This window comes from Fictibacillus halophilus (assembly GCF_016401385.1).
In the GTDB taxonomy this organism is placed as follows: Bacteria; Bacillota; Bacilli; order Bacillales; family Fictibacillaceae; genus Fictibacillus; species Fictibacillus halophilus.
Genome location: NZ_JAEACF010000001.1, coordinates 1,555,507 through 1,577,423, shown reverse-complemented (window position 1 = coordinate 1,577,423; position 21,917 = coordinate 1,555,507). Strand labels below are relative to the sequence as shown.

Annotated in this window: 23 protein-coding genes; 14 read left to right on the top strand and 9 right to left on the bottom strand. The window is 39.2% G+C overall.

Annotated features, from left to right (window positions below):
- The first annotated feature begins 96 nt into the window (after positions 1-96).
- The 8 genes from I5J82_RS08135 (at position 97) to I5J82_RS08100 (ending at position 7,283) form a co-directional block, all read left to right on the top strand.
- Positions 97-1,443, top strand: a complete 1,347-nt coding sequence (locus I5J82_RS08135) for a S8 family serine peptidase (protein WP_198767432.1) — start codon at positions 97-99, stop codon at positions 1,441-1,443.
- Positions 1,444-2,095: 652 nt separating this feature from the next.
- Complete coding sequence (locus I5J82_RS08130; RefSeq protein ID WP_198767431.1) at positions 2,096-2,590, top strand: Lrp/AsnC family transcriptional regulator; 495 nt, start codon at positions 2,096-2,098, stop codon at positions 2,588-2,590.
- Positions 2,587-3,759 (top strand): aminotransferase, encoded by a 1,173-nt coding sequence (locus tag I5J82_RS08125; RefSeq protein ID WP_198767430.1) that lies wholly within the window; start codon positions 2,587-2,589, stop codon positions 3,757-3,759. The genes I5J82_RS08130 and I5J82_RS08125 overlap by 4 nt, the downstream gene beginning before the upstream one ends.
- Before the next feature lie 141 nt (positions 3,760-3,900).
- A complete protein-coding gene (locus I5J82_RS08120) occupies positions 3,901-4,398 on the top strand; it encodes a DinB family protein (protein WP_198767429.1) in 498 nt (165 codons plus the stop codon).
- 14 nt (positions 4,399-4,412) lie between these two features.
- Positions 4,413-4,880 (top strand): DinB family protein, encoded by a 468-nt coding sequence (locus I5J82_RS08115; protein ID WP_198767428.1) that lies wholly within the window; start codon positions 4,413-4,415, stop codon positions 4,878-4,880.
- Between the two features lie 178 nt (positions 4,881-5,058).
- The gene (locus tag I5J82_RS08110) at positions 5,059-5,331 is read left to right on the top strand and encodes an autorepressor SdpR family transcription factor (RefSeq protein WP_198767427.1); all 273 of its coding nucleotides are present in this window, start codon (positions 5,059-5,061) and stop codon (positions 5,329-5,331) included.
- On the top strand, positions 5,331-5,978 hold the full coding sequence (locus I5J82_RS08105; protein ID WP_198767426.1) for an SdpI family protein: 648 nt from the start codon (positions 5,331-5,333) through the stop codon (positions 5,976-5,978). Before I5J82_RS08110 ends, I5J82_RS08105 begins: the two co-directional genes overlap by 1 nt.
- 129 nt (positions 5,979-6,107) lie before the next feature.
- On the top strand, positions 6,108-7,283 hold the full coding sequence (locus tag I5J82_RS08100) for a YVTN family beta-propeller repeat protein (protein WP_198767425.1): 1,176 nt from the start codon (positions 6,108-6,110) through the stop codon (positions 7,281-7,283).
- 30 nt (positions 7,284-7,313) lie between these two features.
- Here I5J82_RS08100 and I5J82_RS08095 read toward each other — a convergent pair whose 3' ends face one another.
- The 4 genes from I5J82_RS08095 to I5J82_RS08080 all read right to left on the bottom strand — a co-directional run bounded on the left by I5J82_RS08095 (position 7,314) and on the right by I5J82_RS08080 (position 13,212).
- The gene (locus I5J82_RS08095; RefSeq protein ID WP_198767424.1) at positions 7,314-8,867 is read right to left on the bottom strand and encodes a SagB family peptide dehydrogenase; all 1,554 of its coding nucleotides are present in this window, start codon (positions 8,865-8,867) and stop codon (positions 7,314-7,316) included.
- Between the two features lie 27 nt (positions 8,868-8,894).
- Positions 8,895-10,835 carry a TOMM precursor leader peptide-binding protein gene (locus I5J82_RS08090; protein WP_198767423.1) on the bottom strand — a complete coding sequence of 647 codons (1,941 nt, stop codon included), beginning with the start codon at positions 10,833-10,835 and terminating at the stop codon, positions 8,895-8,897.
- Positions 10,832-12,709 (bottom strand): bacteriocin maturation protein, encoded by a 1,878-nt coding sequence (locus tag I5J82_RS08085; protein WP_198767422.1) that lies wholly within the window; start codon positions 12,707-12,709, stop codon positions 10,832-10,834. The genes I5J82_RS08090 and I5J82_RS08085 overlap by 4 nt, the downstream gene beginning before the upstream one ends.
- Before the next feature lie 191 nt (positions 12,710-12,900).
- Positions 12,901-13,212: a hypothetical protein gene (locus I5J82_RS08080; RefSeq protein WP_198767421.1), complete on the bottom strand. Its 312-nt coding sequence runs from the start codon at positions 13,210-13,212 to the stop codon at positions 12,901-12,903.
- Between the two features lie 617 nt (positions 13,213-13,829).
- On the opposite strand from I5J82_RS08080, the gene I5J82_RS08075 reads away from it, so the two are divergent.
- The 5 genes from I5J82_RS08075 (at position 13,830) to I5J82_RS08055 (ending at position 18,282) form a co-directional block, all read left to right on the top strand.
- A complete protein-coding gene (locus I5J82_RS08075) occupies positions 13,830-15,026 on the top strand; it encodes a metallophosphoesterase (protein WP_198767420.1) in 1,197 nt (398 codons plus the stop codon).
- A 192-nt stretch (positions 15,027-15,218) separates the two neighbouring features.
- Positions 15,219-15,860: an HNH endonuclease family protein gene (locus I5J82_RS08070; protein ID WP_198767419.1), complete on the top strand. Its 642-nt coding sequence runs from the start codon at positions 15,219-15,221 to the stop codon at positions 15,858-15,860.
- Positions 15,861-15,915: 55 nt separating this feature from the next.
- Complete coding sequence (locus I5J82_RS08065; protein WP_198767418.1) at positions 15,916-16,158, top strand: hypothetical protein; 243 nt, start codon at positions 15,916-15,918, stop codon at positions 16,156-16,158.
- A gap of 156 nt (positions 16,159-16,314) precedes the next feature.
- Positions 16,315-17,283: an arsenic resistance protein gene (locus I5J82_RS08060; RefSeq protein ID WP_198767417.1), complete on the top strand. Its 969-nt coding sequence runs from the start codon at positions 16,315-16,317 to the stop codon at positions 17,281-17,283.
- Between the two features lie 249 nt (positions 17,284-17,532).
- A complete protein-coding gene (locus I5J82_RS08055; protein WP_198767416.1) occupies positions 17,533-18,282 on the top strand; it encodes a sulfotransferase domain-containing protein in 750 nt (249 codons plus the stop codon).
- A gap of 86 nt (positions 18,283-18,368) precedes the next feature.
- On the opposite strand, the gene I5J82_RS08050 is transcribed toward I5J82_RS08055, so the two are convergent.
- The 3 genes from I5J82_RS08050 to I5J82_RS08040 form a co-directional block, all read right to left on the bottom strand.
- Positions 18,369-18,815, bottom strand: a complete 447-nt coding sequence (locus I5J82_RS08050) for a GNAT family N-acetyltransferase (protein WP_198767415.1) — start codon at positions 18,813-18,815, stop codon at positions 18,369-18,371.
- 252 nt (positions 18,816-19,067) lie between these two features.
- Positions 19,068-19,331, bottom strand: a complete 264-nt coding sequence (locus I5J82_RS08045; RefSeq protein ID WP_198767414.1) for a hypothetical protein — start codon at positions 19,329-19,331, stop codon at positions 19,068-19,070.
- A 101-nt stretch (positions 19,332-19,432) separates the two neighbouring features.
- Positions 19,433-19,639 (bottom strand): hypothetical protein, encoded by a 207-nt coding sequence (locus I5J82_RS08040; protein ID WP_198767413.1) that lies wholly within the window; start codon positions 19,637-19,639, stop codon positions 19,433-19,435.
- Positions 19,640-19,812: 173 nt separating this feature from the next.
- Between I5J82_RS08040 and I5J82_RS08035 the strand changes: the two genes are divergently transcribed.
- Positions 19,813-20,352 carry a GNAT family N-acetyltransferase gene (locus I5J82_RS08035; protein WP_408610390.1) on the top strand — a complete coding sequence of 180 codons (540 nt, stop codon included), beginning with the start codon at positions 19,813-19,815 and terminating at the stop codon, positions 20,350-20,352.
- 54 nt (positions 20,353-20,406) lie between these two features.
- On the opposite strand, the gene I5J82_RS08030 is transcribed toward I5J82_RS08035, so the two are convergent.
- Together I5J82_RS08030 and I5J82_RS08025 are read right to left on the bottom strand one after the other, a co-directional pair.
- Positions 20,407-21,255: a mechanosensitive ion channel family protein gene (locus I5J82_RS08030; protein ID WP_198767411.1), complete on the bottom strand. Its 849-nt coding sequence runs from the start codon at positions 21,253-21,255 to the stop codon at positions 20,407-20,409.
- A gap of 341 nt (positions 21,256-21,596) precedes the next feature.
- Entirely contained in the window at positions 21,597-21,881 is a 285-nt protein-coding gene (locus I5J82_RS08025; protein ID WP_198767410.1) for an AbrB/MazE/SpoVT family DNA-binding domain-containing protein, read from the bottom strand.
- Positions 21,882-21,917: the final 36 nt, after the last annotated feature.

Genomic DNA, 21,917 nt, shown 5'->3' with positions numbered 1-21,917 from the left:
AAGTTAACTAAATATAAATAATATTCTGAAAATGAATTGTAAATATATTAAAAATAATTATAATCAAATATAGAATATAAGAGAGGAATGATCTTCATGAAAAGTAAATTTATGGCGAGTGCTCTTGCATTAACACTTGGTGCTTCTGTCGTGTTAAGTGGCAGCCCGTTCTATGCTAAAGCCGAAGTTGGTCAAGAAAAGAAATACATAGTAATTTTTAAAGACCAAGCGAAGTTGCCAACAGGTTTCGGTACTGAAATTTCCAAAGCTGGCGGTCAAATTGAAGCAAGATTGGACAAGCTAGGTGCGGTTGAGGTCGTTTCTACTAATCCAAACTTCCTATCTCAGATTAAAAAATCGAGTACCGTATTAGATGCAGGGATTCAAAACATCGTGCAGCCGAATACTACAGCAATTGAAGCTGAGGCATTGGTAACCGACGCTGGTTCGTCTGCAGATTTGTACAACAGCTTACAATGGGACATAAAGCAAGTGACAAACAACGGAGCGTCTTGGAAACTCCCTAATGGCACTGGGAAATCAGTCGATGGAAATGACATCGTAGTAGGAGTTATTGATACAGGAATCGATTATACACATCCTGATTTAAAAGATAACTACGCTTACGGTAAATCATTTGTACCAGGATATCCGGATGCGATGGACCAGAACTCACACGGTACACACGTCGCAGGATCAATTGCAGCTAAAGGCCGTACAATGGGAGTCGGCCCTGATTTAAAAGTAGCCGCTTACCGAGTATTTGGTCCAACAGGTGGAGCGGAAACGTCTCATATCGCTGAAGCATTAATGACAGCAGCTGATGATAATGTTGATGTAGTAAACATGTCTCTTGGGGGCTATGACTGGTTCCAAAATCCAGAATATGCAACAAAAGATACGGTAGCTGATGTTAGGTTGTTTAACAGAGCGATTCAATATGCAATTCAAAAAGGTGTTACAGTAGTCGGATCTGCTGGAAACAATGCACTAGACATTAGCTCTCCAGGAAAATTATCTGGAGATGATAATGGCGCAACTCACCGCAGTCCAAGCAGCCAATCGATGATAAGAGTTTCTGCAGGAGGACAACTTAAGAATCTAGCATTCTACTCCAACTATGGTGTTGGGAAAATTGATGTAATGGCACCAGGTGGCGACCTCGGTCCTAACTATGACCCTGCAACTGGAGCAGGTCGTGACAATACGTATCTCTGCTTAGCTACAGTTCCTGGTGGGTATGGTTATAAAGCGGGTACATCAATGGCAGCTCCAAAAACAGCTGGTCTTGCAGGAGTTATTATCGCACAGCACGGTAAAGACAAGCTTTCGCCAGCACAAGTCAAACACATTATCCAATCTTCTTCTGACGATGTATTCAAAAGTGGTTATGATGGTGAAGCAGGATTTGGCTTAATCAATGCGGTTAATGCTTTGAAATAAAACAATAGATTTAGAAGAAACGGAGCTATCTTAAAAGCTCCGTTTTTTCTTTTTGTTTAGAGACTAAAAAAAGTTAATAGGAAAGTTTTAAGTGCCGTTTGTAGTTTTTTATATAACTTATTCAGCATTAGATATGTTAATTTAGTAATAGTCTCAAGGAAGGTGAATCAAATTTTAAAAATTTTTTTAACTATTTGTTTAAATTTCCTCTTTGGATATCTATTTCAATTTATGTTCGTTTTATTTGTGTTACTTTATCTGTACATTGCAGAAGCTCTCGGATGGACACTAGATCCTACATTAGAAGAAGGTCTATTCATTCCAATACTCTTTATAACAATAGTTGCAAGTATTATTTATTTCTCAATAGTTGTTCTTACAAACTTATATTTGTGGAAGAAAACTTATCTGAAAAGATTTTATTTCTTATTAATAATCATAATTACTTTTTCATTAGGAGTATTTTTTAATAAAGAAAGAATTGATATTTTATTCAGCTAATAAGTACTTTTATTCCAAAAACAAAGCTACTGATTATTTTATTTAGAATTTCTGAGGCAATTTAGAACTCATATGAATTACAAATTTGGTGGTTTAACTTAGAGGGTTTGTTATAATGGTCAGCATATTCTATTAAAAGCGAGTGATTGATTTGAATTCTACTGAACGCGAATTACTGCAACTCATTGAAAAGAATGGACGTCTTGAAACAACAACGATCGCAAAGTTAATGGGAATCTCAGAGGAAGAAACAAAACAAATCCTAGAAAAGCTTGAAAAAGAAAAAGTGATTCTAGGGTATTCGGCCATTATTGACTGGACGAAAGGAACGGAAGAAGGTGCAGTAACAGCCATGATTGATGTGAAAGTCACACCAAAACGAGGTGTCGGCTTTGATAAAGTGGCGGAGCGAATCTACCGTTTTCCTGAAGTTAAAGCGGTATATCTCATGTCCGGCGTTTACGATTTGTCGGTCTCGATCGAGGGTAAAACGATGGCAGAAGTCGGACGTTTTGTGTCTGAGAAACTATCCACCATCGATTCCGTAATATCAACAACTACTCATTTCATCTTAAAAAAATACAAACATGACGGCCTTGTATTTAGTGATAATGATGAGGATAAACGAATTGTGGTGTCACCATGATTACAGAACCCACTTCAAAATATCTATCAAATACCGTACAATCTATCCAGCCATCGGGTATTCGTCGTTTTTTTGATCTTGCTTCTTCTATGGAAAACGTAATTTCCCTAGGCGTTGGTGAGCCGGATTTTGTTACACCGTGGAACGTAATTGAAGCAAGTTATCACTCTTTGGAACAAGGCTATACGGCTTATACCGCTAACGCTGGACTGTTCGAGCTCCGAAAAGAGATTTCTCGCTATATGAAAAGACGGTTTGGTGTTACATATAGTGCAGAAGAAGAAATAGTGGTTACAGTCGGTGCTTCACAAGCGATTGATCTTGCTCTGCGTGCGGTCCTGAACCCCGGGGAGGAAGTCATTGTCGTTGAGCCAAGCTTTGTGTCGTACGCACCCACAGTAACACTGGCAGGCGGAGTCCCTGTACCGGTAAATACGTACAGCGAGGATGATTTTAAGCTTCAGCCTGAACAAATTGAAGCGGCTATCACTAACAAAACGAAAGTCATTATGTTATGCAGTCCTAATAATCCAACAGGCACTGTTTTGTCAAAAGGCGATTTGGAAAGAATTGCAGAGGTCGTAGAAAAGCATGACTTGCTCGTTATTTCAGATGAAATTTATGCTGAACTAACGTACGATGAACCGTATACAAGTTTTCCAGCTGTGAAAAATTTGCGTGACCGAACGATCTTAATCTCTGGATTTTCAAAAGCATTTGCCATGACCGGTTGGCGATTAGGTTTTGCCTGCGGTCCTAAAGCTATTTTGCAAGCCATGCTAAAAATACATCAGTATACGATGATGTGCGCTCCTACCATGGCTCAGCATGCGGCTCTTGAAGCACTCGTTAACGGACAAAAGGATGTAGTGAAAATGAAAGAAAGCTATCGGCAGCGGCGCAGTTTGGTCATTCATGCTCTTGAGGAGATGGGTTTATCGTGCCATGTTCCAGGTGGTGCTTTTTATGTATTTCCCTCAATTAAAAAGACTGGACTGTCATCTGAAGAATTTGCAGAACAGCTGTTGATGAAAGAGCAGGTTGCAGTTGTACTCGGTAGTGTTTTTGGCGAAAGCGGAGAAGGGCATGTCCGCTGTTCCTATGCGACCTCCGTTCAAAAGCTTGAAGAAGCGATGCGCCGAATTGACCGGTTTTTACAAACGTTATAAGGCTCTTTTAACAGTAACAATTCACGGATGGTGCATTTCTAGAACTAGGAATGCATCTTTCTTTATTACTTAATCAACTCAAGAAGGAAATCTCCTTAACGATAGGGAAGTATTCGTGAGTTCAAAAAGGAGAGTGGGAGTATGAATTTATTCAGAACTCAATATGACTGGATACGATTAACGAGAGAGACTCTTTTTCAATATTGTGAGACATTAACTCCAGCCGATTATGTAAAGAAACTTGATGGGTTTAGTGGCGAGTCTATCATGAGCTTACATGCTCACGTAGCGGGTTGTTACCAAGTATGGCTCGGTGTTCGTGCACTTGGAAAGACAATGCCAGATATTACGGCAGAGTCTATCCATAATGTACAAGAGATGCGAGACATTTTCAGAAAAACAGATGAATTGGTTTATGAATTCATTGAAAGATTTGATGACAATTGGGATCAAACTGTGGAAGTGACATTTAGAAATGGAAGTCAAGCTGACTTTACGGCGTTGTGGCTATTTACGCATACGATGACTCATGAATTCCATCACAAAGGTCAGATTGTGAAGATTGGCAGACAACTTGGGTACGCTCCTCCAGATACAGACCTTGTTGAACCGATGGTAAAAAAACCAACAAACCATTAGGAGGTCAAGTGCACATGAGCCGAGCTGAATTCTTACTACAGATATTAGACTCGACGTTTGATAAAGAGAGCTGGTATGCGCCACTGAAACCGGCAATGGAAGGCTTAACGGCGAAGCAAGCGAGCTGGAGACCACCGGGTGAAGGGACGAAATCCATCTGGGAAAACGTCAATCATCTTATTTATTACAAAGAGAGACTAGTTGCTACCTTGGACGGACATGAGTGGACACGGATTGATGGGAACGATACCTTTTTTATTACAAAACAAACAGAAGACGATGACGACTGGAATTTTACTATGAAGCGCGCTGAAAACGTACACAAAAAACTAAAAGAGTTGCTAGGTAAAATGAGCTCTGAAGATCTGAATGGTAATGAGTTAGAAAGTGATCTCATTGATATCTTTCTTCACGATGCTTACCATACCGGCCAGATTATGCAATTGAGGAAAATGCAGGGATCTTGGCCATCTCATCGTTAAAACAGATAGAATATTCTTTGAAGCAGGCACATTTATTTAACTAATAAATGTGCCTATTTTTTTGTTCAATTTTATAGAAAAATGATTGACACAAATGAAAAAGAAACATAATATGTATTTAGATAGTTAGACACTTATCTAAATATCTAATAATAGAGGATCATCCTGAGGTGACAAAATGTCTCTTAATGAAGCGTTTAAAGCATTATCTGATCCAACTCGAAGACAGATCTTAACGTTGTTAAAAGAAGATGAGCTAACAGCGGGAGAGATTGCTTCACATTTTGACATGCAAAAGCCAAGTGTGTCTCATCATCTGAAAATACTAAAGCATGCTTCATTAATCGATGATGAGAGAAGAGGTCAGCATATTTATTATTCTTTGAACACTACGGTTTTTCATGAATTGATGAGCTGGTATTTCACGTTTACAACGAAGGAGGGAAAATGATGAAAAAGCATGGATGGAGTTATCTTCTAATTGCACTTAGTGTATTGATCGGTGTGGTCGCGTATCCTTACTTGCCTGATCAAATGCCGATGCATTGGAACATTAATGGTGAAGTGGATGAGTATTGGAATAAACAATATGCTGTGTTCTTTCCACCGTTGTTAATGATTGTCTTGATGGCGTTGTTTATCTACATGCCGAGAATCGATCCAAAGAAAGAAAACTATAAGAAATTTTCTAGCAGTTATCTCATTTTTATTACAATCATGAACGCGTTCTTCTTACTTCTTCAATGTGTGACCATTGGCTATAGTTTAGGTCTTAATATCGACATCTCACTAGCCGTAAACTTAGGAATTGGGTTACTTTTTATCGTACTCGGAAATTACTTGCCACGAATCAAACACAATTATTTTTTCGGGATCCGCACACCTTGGACACTTGCGAACGAAAAAACGTGGAGAAAGACACACCAGCTAAGCGGAAAGCTATTTGTGGTGGCAGGACTTCTGCTTGTTGCTATATCCTTTTTGCCAGGTGTGTATAAATTTACCGGAATGCTGGTTGTGATTCTTACAACTGTACTCATCTCAACCATAGCATCATACGTATATTTTAATCGGTACAAAAATGTCGGAAACAACTAAAATAAAGAATTTGCTTTATTTGACACCTCACGTAGGTGTCTTTTTTTACCCAAACGAATGAAAAGATACATGCATAGATTATAGAAATAGATGTACGGATGGAATAACCGTCACAAAAGGAGTAGGAAGATGGACCATCATGAACAGCAAGGTGATTGTGCATGCGACATATTTAAAGAACTTAGGAAAGGAAAGGTAATTTCTATCCTTTTAAAGAATTCAGCGGTACCTATTAAATTAACGTTTCAATCCTTTGATAAACATTCAGGATGTATCTCTGGATTTCTAAGAGATGGCAGCGTGTTTGTAGTTAGTTGCGATTGTGTAGCTGGAGTTTTCCTTAGCCCTGTACCACCGCTTCCTTGTCGTGTACTGGCTTATGTAACAAATACGGGAGACAATACCGTATCTGTTGTAAATATAGCAACAAATACAACGATCGATACGATCTCAGTGGGTGACTTTCCTATCTTTGTTGCATTGACGCCTAATGGAAGAAGAGTGTATGTAACAAATATTAACGGTAACTCGGTTTCAGTTATTGATACATTAACAAACTCTGTGATCAAGACGATTGAGGTACCCAATCCATCCGGAGTAGCCGTAACACCTGATGGAAGTACAGCTTACGTGACAAATTCGATTGATGGAACATTAACTGTTATCAGTACATTGAGGAATACGATCATTGATGTGTTTCCAGTGGGTATTGCCCCAAGCAATCCTAACAATATCGCTATATCTCCTGATGGTTTGACTGCTTATGTAACAGATCAAACTCAAGGAACACTCTCTATCGTAGACCTTGTGACTACCACACAGACAGTACTTACTCTTGGTAATACACCGCCTGCGGGTGCTTTTGGTGTAGCAGTGACTCCAGATGGTACAGAAGTCTATGTTACGAATAGTTTTGAGGGTACTGTTTCGGCAGTTAACACAACCACACTTAATGAAATCATCATCCCGGTTGGATTAGTGCCAGGTACTAGTTTTCCTTTTGGAGTAGCGATTACCCCTGATGGAACCAGTGCTTATGTTGTTAATTTAAGTGATCCATCCGTTTCAGTTATTGATACATCTCTGAAAATTGAAACAGCTATTATCACTAGTCCACTCTTGGATGTTTCTGCTAATATCGCGATTACTCCGGATGGCAGGTTTGGTTACGTAACGAATACACAGTTTGGAAGTAACACTGTATCCATTATTGATATTGCGACAAATACAGTAATTGGTAACTTAACCGTAGGATTAGAACCCTTTGGTATTGCAATCGGTACGGTTTGTCCTAATCAACTATAAGAAAGAAAGCCTGAGGGAACTCCTTAGGCTTTAACTATGCAAACGTCCTTGTAATCTTGGGTGCGTCCGGTAGTATCCGATAGGTATTTGAAGGAGGCTGGTTCTCCCGCTTTGTTGAAGGTTGAAAATTTCATTATACCAGGGAACATCAAAGCCGAGGATTGGGTGACCGTTCATGTTAAGTGCTGAGGCAACTATTAGAAGTTTGTGAGACAGAATGCCAACTTCCATGTGCTGTATGCGATGACCTCTATATCCAAACATTTTTCTATAGTGGTCATTTCTTCCGCTGATGTTAAAGGAAAGAGGGATCTGTGGCATATTAACAAAATCAGATAACAGTCCATCTTGAAGAGCAGTGCGAAAATCACCGAGTTTTAATTGTTTTAATTGAAAGGAGTAACGATCCAATTCATACATACCATTTTGCAACCCGTCTACAGAATTAGTGGTGAAGCGCATTGCAATACGAGAAGTTAAGCTCTCCATGCCTTGAGCTAAATCATTTCGGTATGAACTAGTTTCCACTGTTTCTTTCAGCAGTGAAGCAAGCGTATTGATCGTTAAGGGTTTCAAAACGAAATCTAGTCCTGGGGAATAACGTTTCGCACAAGCAGAATGAAAAGGATAAGAAAGTGGTTCCGATGATGGTAACTTTAGTACTGGCCCATCAGCTTCGTTTTTAAAATCTTCACTGAATACTTTTATCGAAGAAAATGATTGTAATTTACACGCGGAATTTAAGTTTATAAGCATTGGATAGGGACGTATTTCCTTAGAACGAACGTAATGTTTGTGACGAAGTGGTTTGAGCTCATTACTTATTTGTTCTGATGTAATCATGTCATCGGTAATAGGATTGAACCATTTCATGTTATGAGCTAATGAAAGTGGCATGACTGCATACACACTTTCTTCGCATTCATCTAAACCTAGTAGATGATTGATTGCAGAATCTAAAAAGTGGTAATAGACGCCAGTTTCAAAACCTTTACGCTTTCCAACTTCCAACATCTGACCAATTAAAAAGCCCGCATCCAGGCTCTGCAGTCGGTATGAAAAGTTATTGTACTTAAAGAAATTTTTCCAAAAGAAGGTGGATATAAACACAGCAGCAAAACAAGATGTGATGTCGCATCGTTCACCTAAAGCTCGCTTTAAATACGAATCAAAATTCCCTTTTCGTAAACAAACAAGACGATGATGAGCGGCGTCATAATGATAAATGCCGGTGGGGAAATCCTCCAACCTTACATACAAATAAAGTTCGTTTGGATAAAGTGCACCACCTGACGGAACAAACCTTCGATATGTCGTCCACGATTTCGAAGCATCATTTGTAGGGAACGTCTGACTGATTTGTGTGATTCGATATGAATACGAAAGAAAATGGCTAAGATCGGCTAGTGTCGGTTTATTCGCTTGAGATAATGAGACTGGCAGCGCAGAATCTAATTGAATCACAGGTAACCCTTCATACAATTTATAGGGAAGCGGGGCATCTTCCCAGTTCACCTCCCAGTCGGGTGGCGTAATCTGGTCGGTCTCGTAATGAAGTTTGTATAAAAACTCATCGAGGTTCATCAACAATGCCCCTTTCATACTTCTTTTTTAAGGAAACGGATGAGGATGCGGGTTCAATTCGTCCGGTGATAACGGTCGTTTCACATATCCGAGCTTCATTGGCACAGTGAGTACGCGGTTCAGTCCTTGTAATCGAGTGAGGTGATGTCCGAACGTCATCGGCAGCATGCCAGGAATGATTACTTTTACACAATGGAGATTGTTTCGTTTTAATTCTGGCCCGGTTTGATCAACAACGATCACTTCAAGGTTTAGTTTCTTGAAAGTAGCTAATACACTGTTTAAATCCTCTAAAAGATCAGAAGTTTGACGAACCGGTTTGAACTCTTCTTCAAAGTCTCGTACTTTACGTTTATCCAGCAAAAAGTACAATCGTTTCTCTGCTTCCTTTAAACCATATACCATCGAATGATCTTCCATATGACGAACAAGCTTAGAGTCTCTGTACATCTTTTCGTATTTTTTGCGATCTTTCACAAAGCTTTCTTCCATATTGAGAAGCATCCCCGATAGCTCCTGTACGGCACCTTTGGCTGCTCTGAGCGGATCAAGATGTGCACCTGCTGCGCAAAGCAAATTCAAGCCATCATTCTTCGTGTTTTTTGCCATCGCCCAGATGCTAGGAATTGCGTTTTCAGTTGTTGCATTAAATAATTGAATCTCAAAACCTGTCACATGCTGGATGCGCTGAACCATAAGCTGAAGCTCCGGATCATCTATCGATTTCATGTCAAGACGTGGAATAGGCAGTTCACCATACCAAGTCATAAGAAAAGCGTCACGTTCCACGATCTCAAAGATTCCATACAGAATGGCTTCTTCTAAACTGCCACCGACTGCACAGCCGTTGGAGGTTTCATAAACGTATCCCTCTCCGCCACCCATGCTGTAATAAGCAAACGTTTCAGGTACTAATGTAGGTCGATCCTCAGATAACGAATAACCCCATACCCAGTGAATCGGACGATCTGGATCAAACGGTTGAAATGGGTAATGCGGCTGACTGTATTGTTTCTGTGAATGAGTTCCGATTGAAAGAGGATCGATTGCTACATTTTTTACTTTGTTGTAAGGTTCGTAGACGATCGTTCGTTTTCCACGCGGCGCGTAACCACAATACCGCTCAAGTCCTTCTAGAATACCCGATTGCTCACTATGCAGATACGAATGTGTTCGTCCGGCATTCAATTCGTTACCAGAGAGTAATGGTAGATTGACGACGGTGTCTGCGAAAGGTGAGATCAAGTCATATCTTTTAAAATTAAGAAGGCCAGTGCGGTTGTCTAAATAATCACGGCTTAACACCTTTTGCAATTCATCTATCGAACGACAACGATAGATATCTCTTGAAATTTTCGGACTTGGTTGGAGTGATATCTTGGCGTGATCATCGGTATCAAGCGTTATGTCGCCACAAGTTTCACAATACGGGTTCGGTAAAAAGAAATGCTTTGTAAGTTTGAACGTTTGTAGATTCATTAGAAATACGTGTTCGGTTGAATGTGGTGTTTCATGTTTTAGGAAACGTTCTACCTCATCACAAAGTAAAGAAGCCGTTTGGCTGAGTGCTAGATTTGTAGCCCATGGATCTTGTGGTAATTCTTGTCGTGAAATTTGATAGTCTTTCATATGAAAATGCTCTCTACGATCTTGGCCGGTCATGAAAAATCGAAGGTCCGCACATTGTGAGCACCCCGGTTTATGTGGACGAACGAAAGGTCCAACGTGTGCTTCACCAAAGAATACAAAACCACGCAGCCATGGAATGTTGCTGTCTTGGAAAAATTCTTCTGCTTTCAGATGCTGAGCTGGATTCCAACTATCATGAAGAACTAACGCCAGCTTTTCATTATTTGTAACCACATCTTCCACTGACTTGTAGCGAGAGATATGATAGGTCTCATTTAGTTGTTGATTTACAATATCTGAAAGACTACCATTTCCTATAATAATGATTTTTTGAGTCATGATTGGACCCCCGAAGAGAGTGTGATTCCAAAAAGGCCAGAGGTGTTTTCGTTCAAGATTGATTCTGCACGCAGGGTATAGAATTGTGCGCTGCATTTGCTGTTACTTAATATTTCTAAGGCGGATGTTAATGTTTCAATTGGTGGTACTTCTTTTTGTTCCGGAAAATTTATCACTTTTAGTCCGCTGTTAGGAAGGATAGAGGATGCGATTATACAGTTCTTGCTTGTAGCTTTTTCTTTATTTTGCTGGTACAGAAGAGCTCCTTGAAGTGCGTTTTGTAAAGCTCGATTTTCGTCAAGACTGACACAACCGAAACATTTCTTGTTCTGTTGCACCCAAACAACAGGAAAACCATGAACTTGTTTACCTAAAAAGAGATTAATCTCATCACCAAGTGTTGATAGGGCTTGAATTAAAAACATGGAATACGAGTCTTTGATTGAATGAAGATTAACTTTCGCATACACCTGTATTTTGTCATGAGACTTCATAGTGATTTCTTGCAGTCTGTTTTGAAGTGCTCTACACATTCCTTCTGCTGGTGACCGTCCGGTTCCAATACTCATTGCTTCTGGTGATTGCTGAAATAATCTTTCCACGTATGTTTCAATTCCAGCTAAACCTGCTTCTAATCTTGCATCTTCGTGTGTTCTACCCGAAGAAATGATGAGTGTAGACTGATTCTCCCCGAAAGGATCTGCCACTTTTACTTTGCATTGTGACAATGGTAGCTGGGTTAGATCTTCTTCTTCAAACTTTTGGAATATTCCAGTCTGACTCGATGTAATCTGATAAAACAATGAGTGTAGATCAAGTTCTCTGTTTGTGGTCTCCTTCTTTAGAAATAAGAGTGGATCATCAATCTTTTCAATCTTCATCTTTTTATTAACTAACGGGTGGGGAGAAACCGGATGCCAGCTTCCTTCTAATGTTTCAACGTTGAGATAATAGATAGAGTTTTCGTGATTTTCCTGAACGCCGGTTATCTTCTTAAACAACATAAAAACAGCTACATTCGCGAGTAGGTTAGAAGCAGTGCTTGATGATGTGCTTCGATTCTTTTCGTTGTCATGCTTGCCTAATCGTAAAGAAGCTGTTTTCCAGCATGCCGCCGAATCCGATGAAACAAAAGGACCGACAAATGCTTGATCCTCATGTAGCGTAACCGGCAGGAAAGATTTTGATTGATTGCTACATATGTTTTGAATCATTAATAGCTGTTCTGGATTATTGTCTTCATTTCCGTAAACAACATAATCAAAGTTTGCTAGATCATTGATACAGGTGTTGATATTAAACGGTAAAAGGGTAATAGAAGTTTCCGAATCAGTACTTGTTGCAGATTTAATATGGCTCTGCAATTTCTTCATTTCACTTTGTTGAACGTTCGTATGAAGAATTGTGAACGCAGGAAGCCCTGATTGTAATAATGATTGTGTGAGTGAAGAGAGAAGTGGACCAAAGCCTATTACAGCGATCTTTGACTCACGATAGTTTTGAAATCGGTGCGCACCTGAATGACTAAGGTAATCGATAAATTCAATCTGTGACGCATATTTTTCTAAGACTGCAGCAGAAAGCTGGTGCGGTAGATCCTGGCTCGTATCACGAACAAAACCATTCGTATATAACACATCAGTAATTTTTAAGACTTGTTCTTTATATGGATCAGGCAGACCATCCGTAATGTCCTCCAATGATCGGCTGCCATCTAGCATGGGCATTAATTTTTCCAGCCATTGATCGATTGTATTTCCTTCCATTTGAATAGAGGTGACGTTATTACGGAGATAAACGCCTCCGTTATTTTGCGGATAGACGAACGTGTCTCTGTTCATTTTCAAACGCATTGAGAGAGTGACGCCTGGCATGATACCCCTCCTTAACCTAATGCTCATCATCTATGTCTATGAGTTCTGCTTGTCCATTATGTCACTTCGTCATTAAGAGCCGGTTTATGCAAAAGTAAAACGAGTTACGGTTAGCAAAAATAAAAGAGGACTGAAGCTCAAAAGTTTGAGCAAAGCCCCCTGAAATTTCTTCTAAGAATGCATTTATCTGATTATCTGCCTCCGCAACGTCCGCCGCATCCGCCACAGCGTCCACCGCAACCACCACAACGACCAGCGCAGCCTCCACAACCGCCACAGCCTCCACAACGACCAGCACAACCGCCGCATCCACCACATCCACCGCATCCGACACAGCCTGCGCAACCTCCACAAAAGTTAAAACAGATTCCGATTACACAGCCTGGAACGATAAGACGAGGGTCTTGTGCTTGCTGCTCTTGGGGATGATGTGGCTGACCGCCACTAACTTGAAAGTCTCCAGTACTTAATCCATCCAAATTCCATTGGTGTTTATTGTCCAATACAAACACCTCCTTGTTTTTTGTCAGATCTAGAACGAGTAGAGAATCTCTGCTCAAATTCCTCCTAATAAAATATGGATACAGTCTGTCCATCGTTACAGGATTGGGTGTTGGAAATAGAAACAGCCTGTGTTTGTGGATAAACACAGACCGTGAGCAAATCTGAATAATTTCAATGTGATAGTGGACGGTTTATTAGGAAAAAGATGCTGCATGAGAGCATTTTTTGCGTAAACGAGTAGTATCTAGCTGAAAGTATGTAATTAGAGACAATTTAGAGAGCTGAATGGGATTGATGTTATATACTAACCGGGGTATTAAACCTCTTAATTCATGAACTTCATAAAATAATTCTAGAAATTTTGGCAATAATACGGCGAGTTTTGGACATATATCGGCGAGTCGCTAATTCTCGACAATTCCTGCGAGCTGTATACCCCCATGGTAGACCGTTTATTATACTTCATAAAACTAGCTTTATGGGGGCACCCATTTGTAAAATCTCTCAACTACTACACTCACATAACTTTTACAACTCAATCACACTACCTAAAAATTCTCTTGCTACTCTTAAACAAGTAACAAACCAACATACATAATCACGGAGGGGGAGCAAAATGAGTTCTAAACAAGTGAATCGTCGCGATTTTATTAAGATTGGAGGAGCGAGCACGTTGGCATTAACACTAGGTTCGCTCGGTGATACATCCAACTTATTCACTGAAAAAGTTCAGGCAGATCGAAAAGAAGAAAAAGTTCTAAAGTTTCATTCCGATGGAACATTCAAGGTCGTTCAGTTTAACGATACACAAGATGATGAGCGCATCGACCGCCGAACAATTGAGTTGATGGAAAAAGTGCTAGATGCCGAGAAACCCGATTTTGTTGTACTGAACGGGGATAATATCACCGGCGGATGTGACACGGAACTAGAAATGAAACAGGCGATGAACAATGTTGCGGGGCCGATGGAAAGAAGAGCCATTAAGTGGGCGGTTACATTCGGAAATCATGATGAAGATTCTACTCCGAAAAACGGTGTGGACGAGAAGAAGATGTTAGCTTTCTATCAATCTTACAAACACAATGTGAACGATAAGGGAGCAAAAAACATCACAGGAACTGGGAACATGAATCTTCTTGTTTGGGACGCGAAAGGGAAGAAGCCAGCTTTTAATTTCTGGTTGATGGACAGCGGACGGTACGCACCAAAAGAGATTGCGGGGCAAAATTTTGAAGGTTATCCAACTTGGGATTGGGTTCGCTTTGACCAAGTCAGTTGGTACAACGAAACGTCACAAAGGATCGAAAACCGTTTTGGCTTTAAAGTGCCTTCTCTCATGTTCATACATATTCCGCTTTGGGAACACCGCTATATGTGGTATGCGAGTGTAGATAGCCGCACGGAAACTGATCATACACGAGCAATGAACAAACATCAGATTACAGGTGAGAGAAATGAAGATGAATGTCCTGGTCCGATCAACTCTGGATTATTTTCAGCTATGCAGCACCGTGGTGATGTAAAAGGTGTATTTTGTGGACATGACCACATCAACACGTATGCCGGAAACTATTATGGCATTATGCTAGGTTATGGCGGAAGCGCAGGATTCGGAACATACGGACTTCCTGGGGAAGAGAAGAACCGACTCCGTGGAGCTCGTGTCTTTAACTTGGATCTGAACCACGAAAACGTTCTAAAAGATACACACATGGTGTTTGCAAAGGATTATGGAATTGATTTATCACCAAACGACCAAAGCATGGATCCGGCTCCCTTACCAGGAGAAAAACAACCTGCGATGAAATAGTAAATGACCACACAGGAATAATCGTATTTTACTATAATGGTTTTTAGAAGAAGAATCGGCCGATAAAAACCAGACTATCCACCTATATCAAAGGTCTAGATTATGTTTAATTGCAAAATACCAAATACCACTTCGTATAGATATGTTATAAAATGATAACGATTCAAAAAATTACATATTGGAGGATTAAGCATGTTGAAGAAATCGATGTTGTGTTCGTTTGTTTTTACTCTGGTGATGTCTTTTGTTATTGTTTCATCTGATGATCATCAAAAGGCATGGGCACTACCACCTGGAACACCTACTAAATCTGCTGCACAATCTCAGTTGAACGCATTGGTTGTTAAGACAGAAGGTTCAATGACTGGCTATTCACGTGATCTGTTTCCACACTGGTCGAGTCAAGGTGGGGGATGTGATACACGCCAAGTTGTTCTCAAGCGTGATGCCGACTCTTTTAGCGGGAACTGTCCTGTAACCTCTGGTAGCTGGTACAGCTATTATGATGGTGTAACGATTACGAATCCATCTGATCTAGATATTGATCATGTCGTGGCATTAGCTGAAGCTTGGCGTTCTGGAGCAAACAGCTGGACGACTGCCAAACGTGAGGATTTTGCGAACGACCTTACAGGGCCACAACTTATTGCCGTGACAGCAAGTTCAAATCGATCAAAAGGAGACCAAGATCCATCAACTTGGAAGCCTACTCGTACTGCTGCTCATTGTGGATACGCAAAATGGTGGATACAAACAAAGTACAACTGGGGCTTGAATCTTCAATCAGCGGAAAAAACACAACTTCAAAGCATGCTTAACACTTGCACGTATTAAGAAATTTATTGTATAAACTATGTACCAACTTGTTTTAAAGAAGGGAGCTGCTCCAATGGAAGAGAAATCAACTGTCTTTACTGCAACTCATGGCGTAATGACGACAGAGGTCGGCGTAATCAGCGGGGAGCTCGAGCTTAAGACAAGCTGTAATGAAGAAGGTATGCTGAAGCTTGCTATCACATACGCGGGGGCTGCAGAGTGGTATACGCTTCCAGGTGAAGAGTACCGATTGCACGATCCGCGCGATCATGAGGTTGTTCACCGTATGCTGGCCAAAGTGTTGGAACGTGCTTAACAAGTTTAATCAAATCGTTTACATTCGTAGGACCGTCTGAAATTTGGCGGTTCTTTTTTATTTAATATGAGAGTGGTATATTAATAACTTAAAAGAGAGTGGATGTTATATGACATAATTGTAAGTGGTAGATCTTTAATAAAAGGGAGTTATAAAATGATCACGAGGGAAGGTTTAGAGAACCAACAAATATGGATTTATGGTATTGCTTTAATAATAGGAGGTTGTATCGGTTCTGCGTTTGAGAGTATCGGAGCTGGACTTCAATGGATGATCTCTCCACTAATCGCTATTCTCTTGTATGGAATGTTTACTCAAATTCCTTTTTTAAGACTAAGAGAAGCTGTTTCAAACGTTAAATTCATGCTAGCTTTACTCGTCGGAAATTTTGTAATCGTACCAATCGTTGTATGGGGACTGACACCGATATTTCCACAGTCTCCACCGCTATTATTAGGAATTTGCTTAGTTCTTCTTTCTCCGTGTATTGATTATGTAATCGTCTTTACTCAGCTAGGAAAAGGTAACGAGAAGTTGATACTGGCGGCAACACCTCTTTTGTTTGTTGTCCAAATATTGCTGCTTCCTCTTTATTTATGGCTATTGATTGGTAAAGAGATGATATCAGTCGTGCAGATTGGGCCATTTTTAGAAGCGTTTCTCTTGATGATCGTGGTTCCTCTACTAGTAGCGATTGTTACACAGCTCTGGGCGAAAAAGCAGGAAATCGGTGACAAAGTGTTAACATTAACAGCATGGTTACCGGTTCCGTTTATGGCTTTCGTCTTAATCGTCGTCGTCGCTTCACAAATTGGGAAGGTCTACAATGATTTTGATAGTATCATTCGAGTTGTTCCGATCTACGTCTTATTCTTAATCATCATGCCGATAGTTGGTCGCTTTATCGTACGCGTATTTACTTTAGATATAGGCGCAGGAAGAGCCCTGATTTTCAGTATGGGAACAAGAAATTCTCTCGTCGTTCTCCCCTTAGCGCTTGCTTTACCAGAATCGTGGAGAACATTAGCAGTAGCGGTGATCGTGACCCAAACAATTGTTGAGCTGATTGGTGAGTTAATCTATATTAAAGCCGTACCGAATTGGATTTTAAGAGATTCTAAATAAAATGTGCATTGAAAAAAGGCGGGGAGAGTGTATCCCTGCCTTTTTTCTCGGTTTCATTCTGCTAACAATTAGGGGTTAAGGTCTTGCTTTAAATAGTTCGTACGTTTAGTAATAAAAGTGTATGTATCCATCAATTCTTTTTTCATTAGCGTAAAATATGTCGTTTCAGGCGATTGTACAAACAAGATGGAGAAGGAAGGAATAAAATAAAAAGGCATGTCATGTAAATAGAAAAGGTGATCTATAAAAATGAATAAAAAAACAATAAGCCCTTTTTTCTTTAATTCGTTTCCTAAAAGTGGAACACACTTGATGTTTCAAATCTTAACAGGGATACACTCCATCACATATGATCAAAACCTGCATCTATATGAAGGTGTATCCGAACAATTAAAGGAACATCAGGACGAGTTAGTGAAACTAAGAAATAATGAGTTTTTGTCTGGACATATCTATTATTCCCCACCATGGGCAAGTCTTCTTCAAGATCTCAATATGAAACAAATTTTCCTGTATCGAGACTTACGAGATGTTGTTGTTTCTTATAACTATTACATTGAGAAGATAAACGCTCCACTTCATCAATACTTCCAAAGTAAACAGCTTTCCAAAAAAGAACGAATGCTATCTATCATAAGAGGTATTCCTGAATTAGGTCATCAAGATATTCATGATTGGTTTTCTGAATTTAAAGGATGGTTATCGGCACCTAACGTACTTTCCATTAAATTTGAAGATCTATTAAGAAGTGAAGGTTCATTAGACCAATCGGTTCAGAAGATCGTTCAGTTTATTACAGAAGAGGAAACTGAAAACCTCGATCAGACCACCATTAAAAGTGCGAAAGAAAATATATCGACTCAAGACTCTGCTACGTTTAGAAAAGGGACGATTGGAAATTGGAAAGAGGAGTTTGATGAAGAGATTATACTTGCTTTTAAAGAGAAGGCTGGAGAATTGCTCATTGAATTAGGATATGAATCAGATTTAAAATGGTAAATACAAAGCTAGAAATAAAAAAAGGAGAGAGGTCGTTCTCTCCTTTTTAGTTTGTATCAAGAAGTTAATTATAGGTACTGACAAACTTACTTTTTGTTAAGGGGGACCAAGTCCTTTCGAAAATGAACGTCTGCTGCTTCTGGAGTCGGTAATCCTTGCCAACGAAACAATTCTTCATAACCATGTCGTTCATAGAAACCAGGTGCTTGAAATGTGAATGAAGTAGTAAATACGTGTGTACAACCTCGTTCTAGAGCTACTTGTTCAAAATCATGTAGCAATTTTGTGCCAAGACCGTCTTTTCTCACATCTTCACGGACCCATGTCATAGCGATACCAGCAGCTACGCCCCAAGTCCATCCACTCATACCGGCTGCAAGCTGACCTTGACTATCTAAAATTTGTACAGACAACTCTCGAGCAGGAGAGATGCCAGCCGTAGCTGCAGCGTTCACTTTATCCAATTCATCAGAAAGCCGCTGATCTAACTCAGGATTACCTTCACCAACAATGGCCTTAAAATTATGATTCATTTGTTCACTCAACTCCTACAATAGATAGAAAAATCTTAAATTTTTATGTACGTAAACAGTATATCAAAAGCAAGAATTACTTGTGTGAGTAAGAAGAATCTTTAGAGGTGAATTTGGCAAGATAGCGTAGCATACTTATGCCTAATTTTTTGTGACATGAGCCATTACAGGTGGTTAAGATTTCCGACAAAGCAAAACCCCCGAAACCTATTGTCGGGGGTTCGATTATGAAAGAGTAATTATACTTGGAAATTACTTCTTTTTGCTTTTTTTCTTACATTTTTTGTGCTTTTTATTGCAATCACATTTAGTTGGAGAACCAGGATCGATTACTTCTTTGATTACTTTCTCCTCATAAACGTCACGGCGAACATACTTAATGTGTTCACGTTTTACACGAATGATCGGATGAACGAAAGTAACTTCTTTCTCTGTATATGAATCCTCAATAATATAAACAGGATCACAACAGATTACTTTTTTCTTCTTTTTCTTACAATGCTTGTCTTTACCCAAGATAGCACCTCCTACATTTCATACTTTAGTAGATGCAGTCGGAGGGTAAAATGATCTAGACAAGTCACTATTTTTAAAAATTATAAGGAATCGTCCTATTTTTAAACATCCCAAAAATCACTTAATTTCGCTGAGTCTTCTTTCTTTTTAACAATACTTAATACAACTCTCATCGTTGTTCCGTCTGGTTTATAGAGAGGATCGTTTAACAGTTTCTCCACTTGATAGGAAGGAAACTTACTAGTTTCTTGCAGCCATTGTAAATCTAAATTGTGTTTTTGAATCCACGTATTTAATTTTGTATTCATATTTTCTCTCCTAAAAGGTCTCTCTGTTAATAATAATATATCATTACTTTAATTAAACTTCTACAAATTTTGTACATATGTTAAACATCGAGGTATTCAACTTCATACAAGGAGGATTAATTTTATCTGAGTTGAACTTTAATATGGTAACTATCGAGCATGGGGGACACATGATGAAGAACATTTATATTAAGCCTCTAACAATCATTGATCTGCAAGCTTTATTTGATATCGAAATGAGGAACAAGGAATTTTTTCAGCAATATGCACCAGATCGAGATTCAGACTTCTATTCGTTAGAAGGGCAGCAAAGACGATTAAATGAGATTGAGGAACGGAAAGAAAAGGATATTGGGTATTCTTTTGGAATCTTCCTTCATGGTACACATGAACTAATCGGACAGATTGGTCTGTTCAAGATTGAGAGAGGACCTGCGCAAAAAGGGATGGTAGGTTATTCTCTTGATAAAGTCCATAACGGTAAAGGGTATATGACAGAAGCGCTTCCGCTTATTATAGACTTTGCGTTTACCGAGCTTAAACTTCATCGAATAGAAGCAGAAGTGATGCCACACAATGTCGGATCCATCAAAATATTACTGAAAACCGGATTTCATAAAGAAGGAATTTCAAAGAAAAATGTAAAGATAAATGGCAGGTGGGAAGATCATCAGGTTCTTGCCGTTATTAATGAAGAGGATATAGAAAATTAATTTGTATTAAAAGCAGGCTGCAATTCTTACAGCCTGCTTCAACATATCTTTTTCTTAATGAGATGCTTGAGAATCGGTGCGTTTATCTAATTCCATTTCACCGTTTTCGGCCATCGACAACTGATTTACATAAGCTGCGAGCGCTAGTTCATACCTAACTCGTTTACTAGCATCCACAAAATACGCTTCCTTTACGATGCCGGAAAGCGAATACCGGTGTCCTTTATAATCAACGTTTAATTCGGTAATTTGGTTGAATTTAAAAGCTTCCACCGGATTACCGTCCAAATCTTTTAAGAGGTAATCACTGTATTTCTCATTGCACGTTCTTGCTACTTCTTCCATCACTTTAAAAGCCTCGTCAGGGTTTTGTCTGTAGTTGAGGATAAGACTTTCGTTCACACGGCGCATACCGCGGTTACCGTTTTGGAGCTCGATGATACTTCCATAAGAAACAGTGTAAAGATAACCGTCGTATTGACGAATCTTCAGGTGACGTACACTGATTTCCTCAATTTTTCCTTGTTTGTTTCCGTTAATGATTACATAATCACCAAGGTTGATCTGTCTTTCAAACAAGTAAGCGAGTCCCATAATATAATCTCTGATAATATGTTGAAAGATCAATGCCAAGGCACCGGCTACAACGACTGAACCTGTAACAAGTCTCGTTAGATTGAAGAAATGACTAAGTACATAAATGAAGAAGAACACCAATCCAAGTACTTTAAGGACTTGGTCTGTAAAATGCATCAACGTTTCTTCGCGATTTTCATCTAAAAAACTTGTCTTGTCAAAGAAAAGCTGAACTGATTTTCGAATGAAATAAGCAGTTATTACAATTAGTAGAGCTACAATTAAGATTTTTACAGGTAACTTATTAAGCAATTCTAAATTAAACATTCTTTCAACTCCCACTCTTACACTATACCAATAGAATGCGGATAAAAAACAAAATTATTTTCCGCTGCTCAATGGATTTTAAAAGATTAAGGGAGAAAGGTCAATAAAGTACAAGAAGCAAATCTAATTTTCGTAAATTCCCATGAATGATTAACCATATCGAAATCCCGTGTGTGAGTGAAAAGGAGAGGGAACAGGTATTTTTTATAAACCAAAATGTTTTCTATGTTTATTTGTATAACCAGATTATATACATTAAATAAAAAAATACTTCAATGAAAGAAGCCTTTTTATGAATTTATGTACTTTTTCACCATATATCCACTAATTTTACTCTTTCATCAGGCAGGAGTTAAGATAAACTGTTCGGTTTCTTGTATCGCGACTAATTGATAGGTATGGCTTTTTAATTCTTGTCTGATTTCAATGGGAATAGTAAGTCTTCCTTTTACTCCGATGATGGGAGTAAAGCGTCTCTCTTTTGTCTTATCAATGATGATTTTCCCGTCTTCAACATCAACGCCTACTTTTTCCCCAATCTGAAACTGAAACTCTTCTCGCCACACAACAGGGAGGTGAAAATATCCTTTCTTGTTGTCGTAAAATTTATTTAATACAACTGACATAAGGTCACCCCATTAAACATTCCAAAATATGTATAC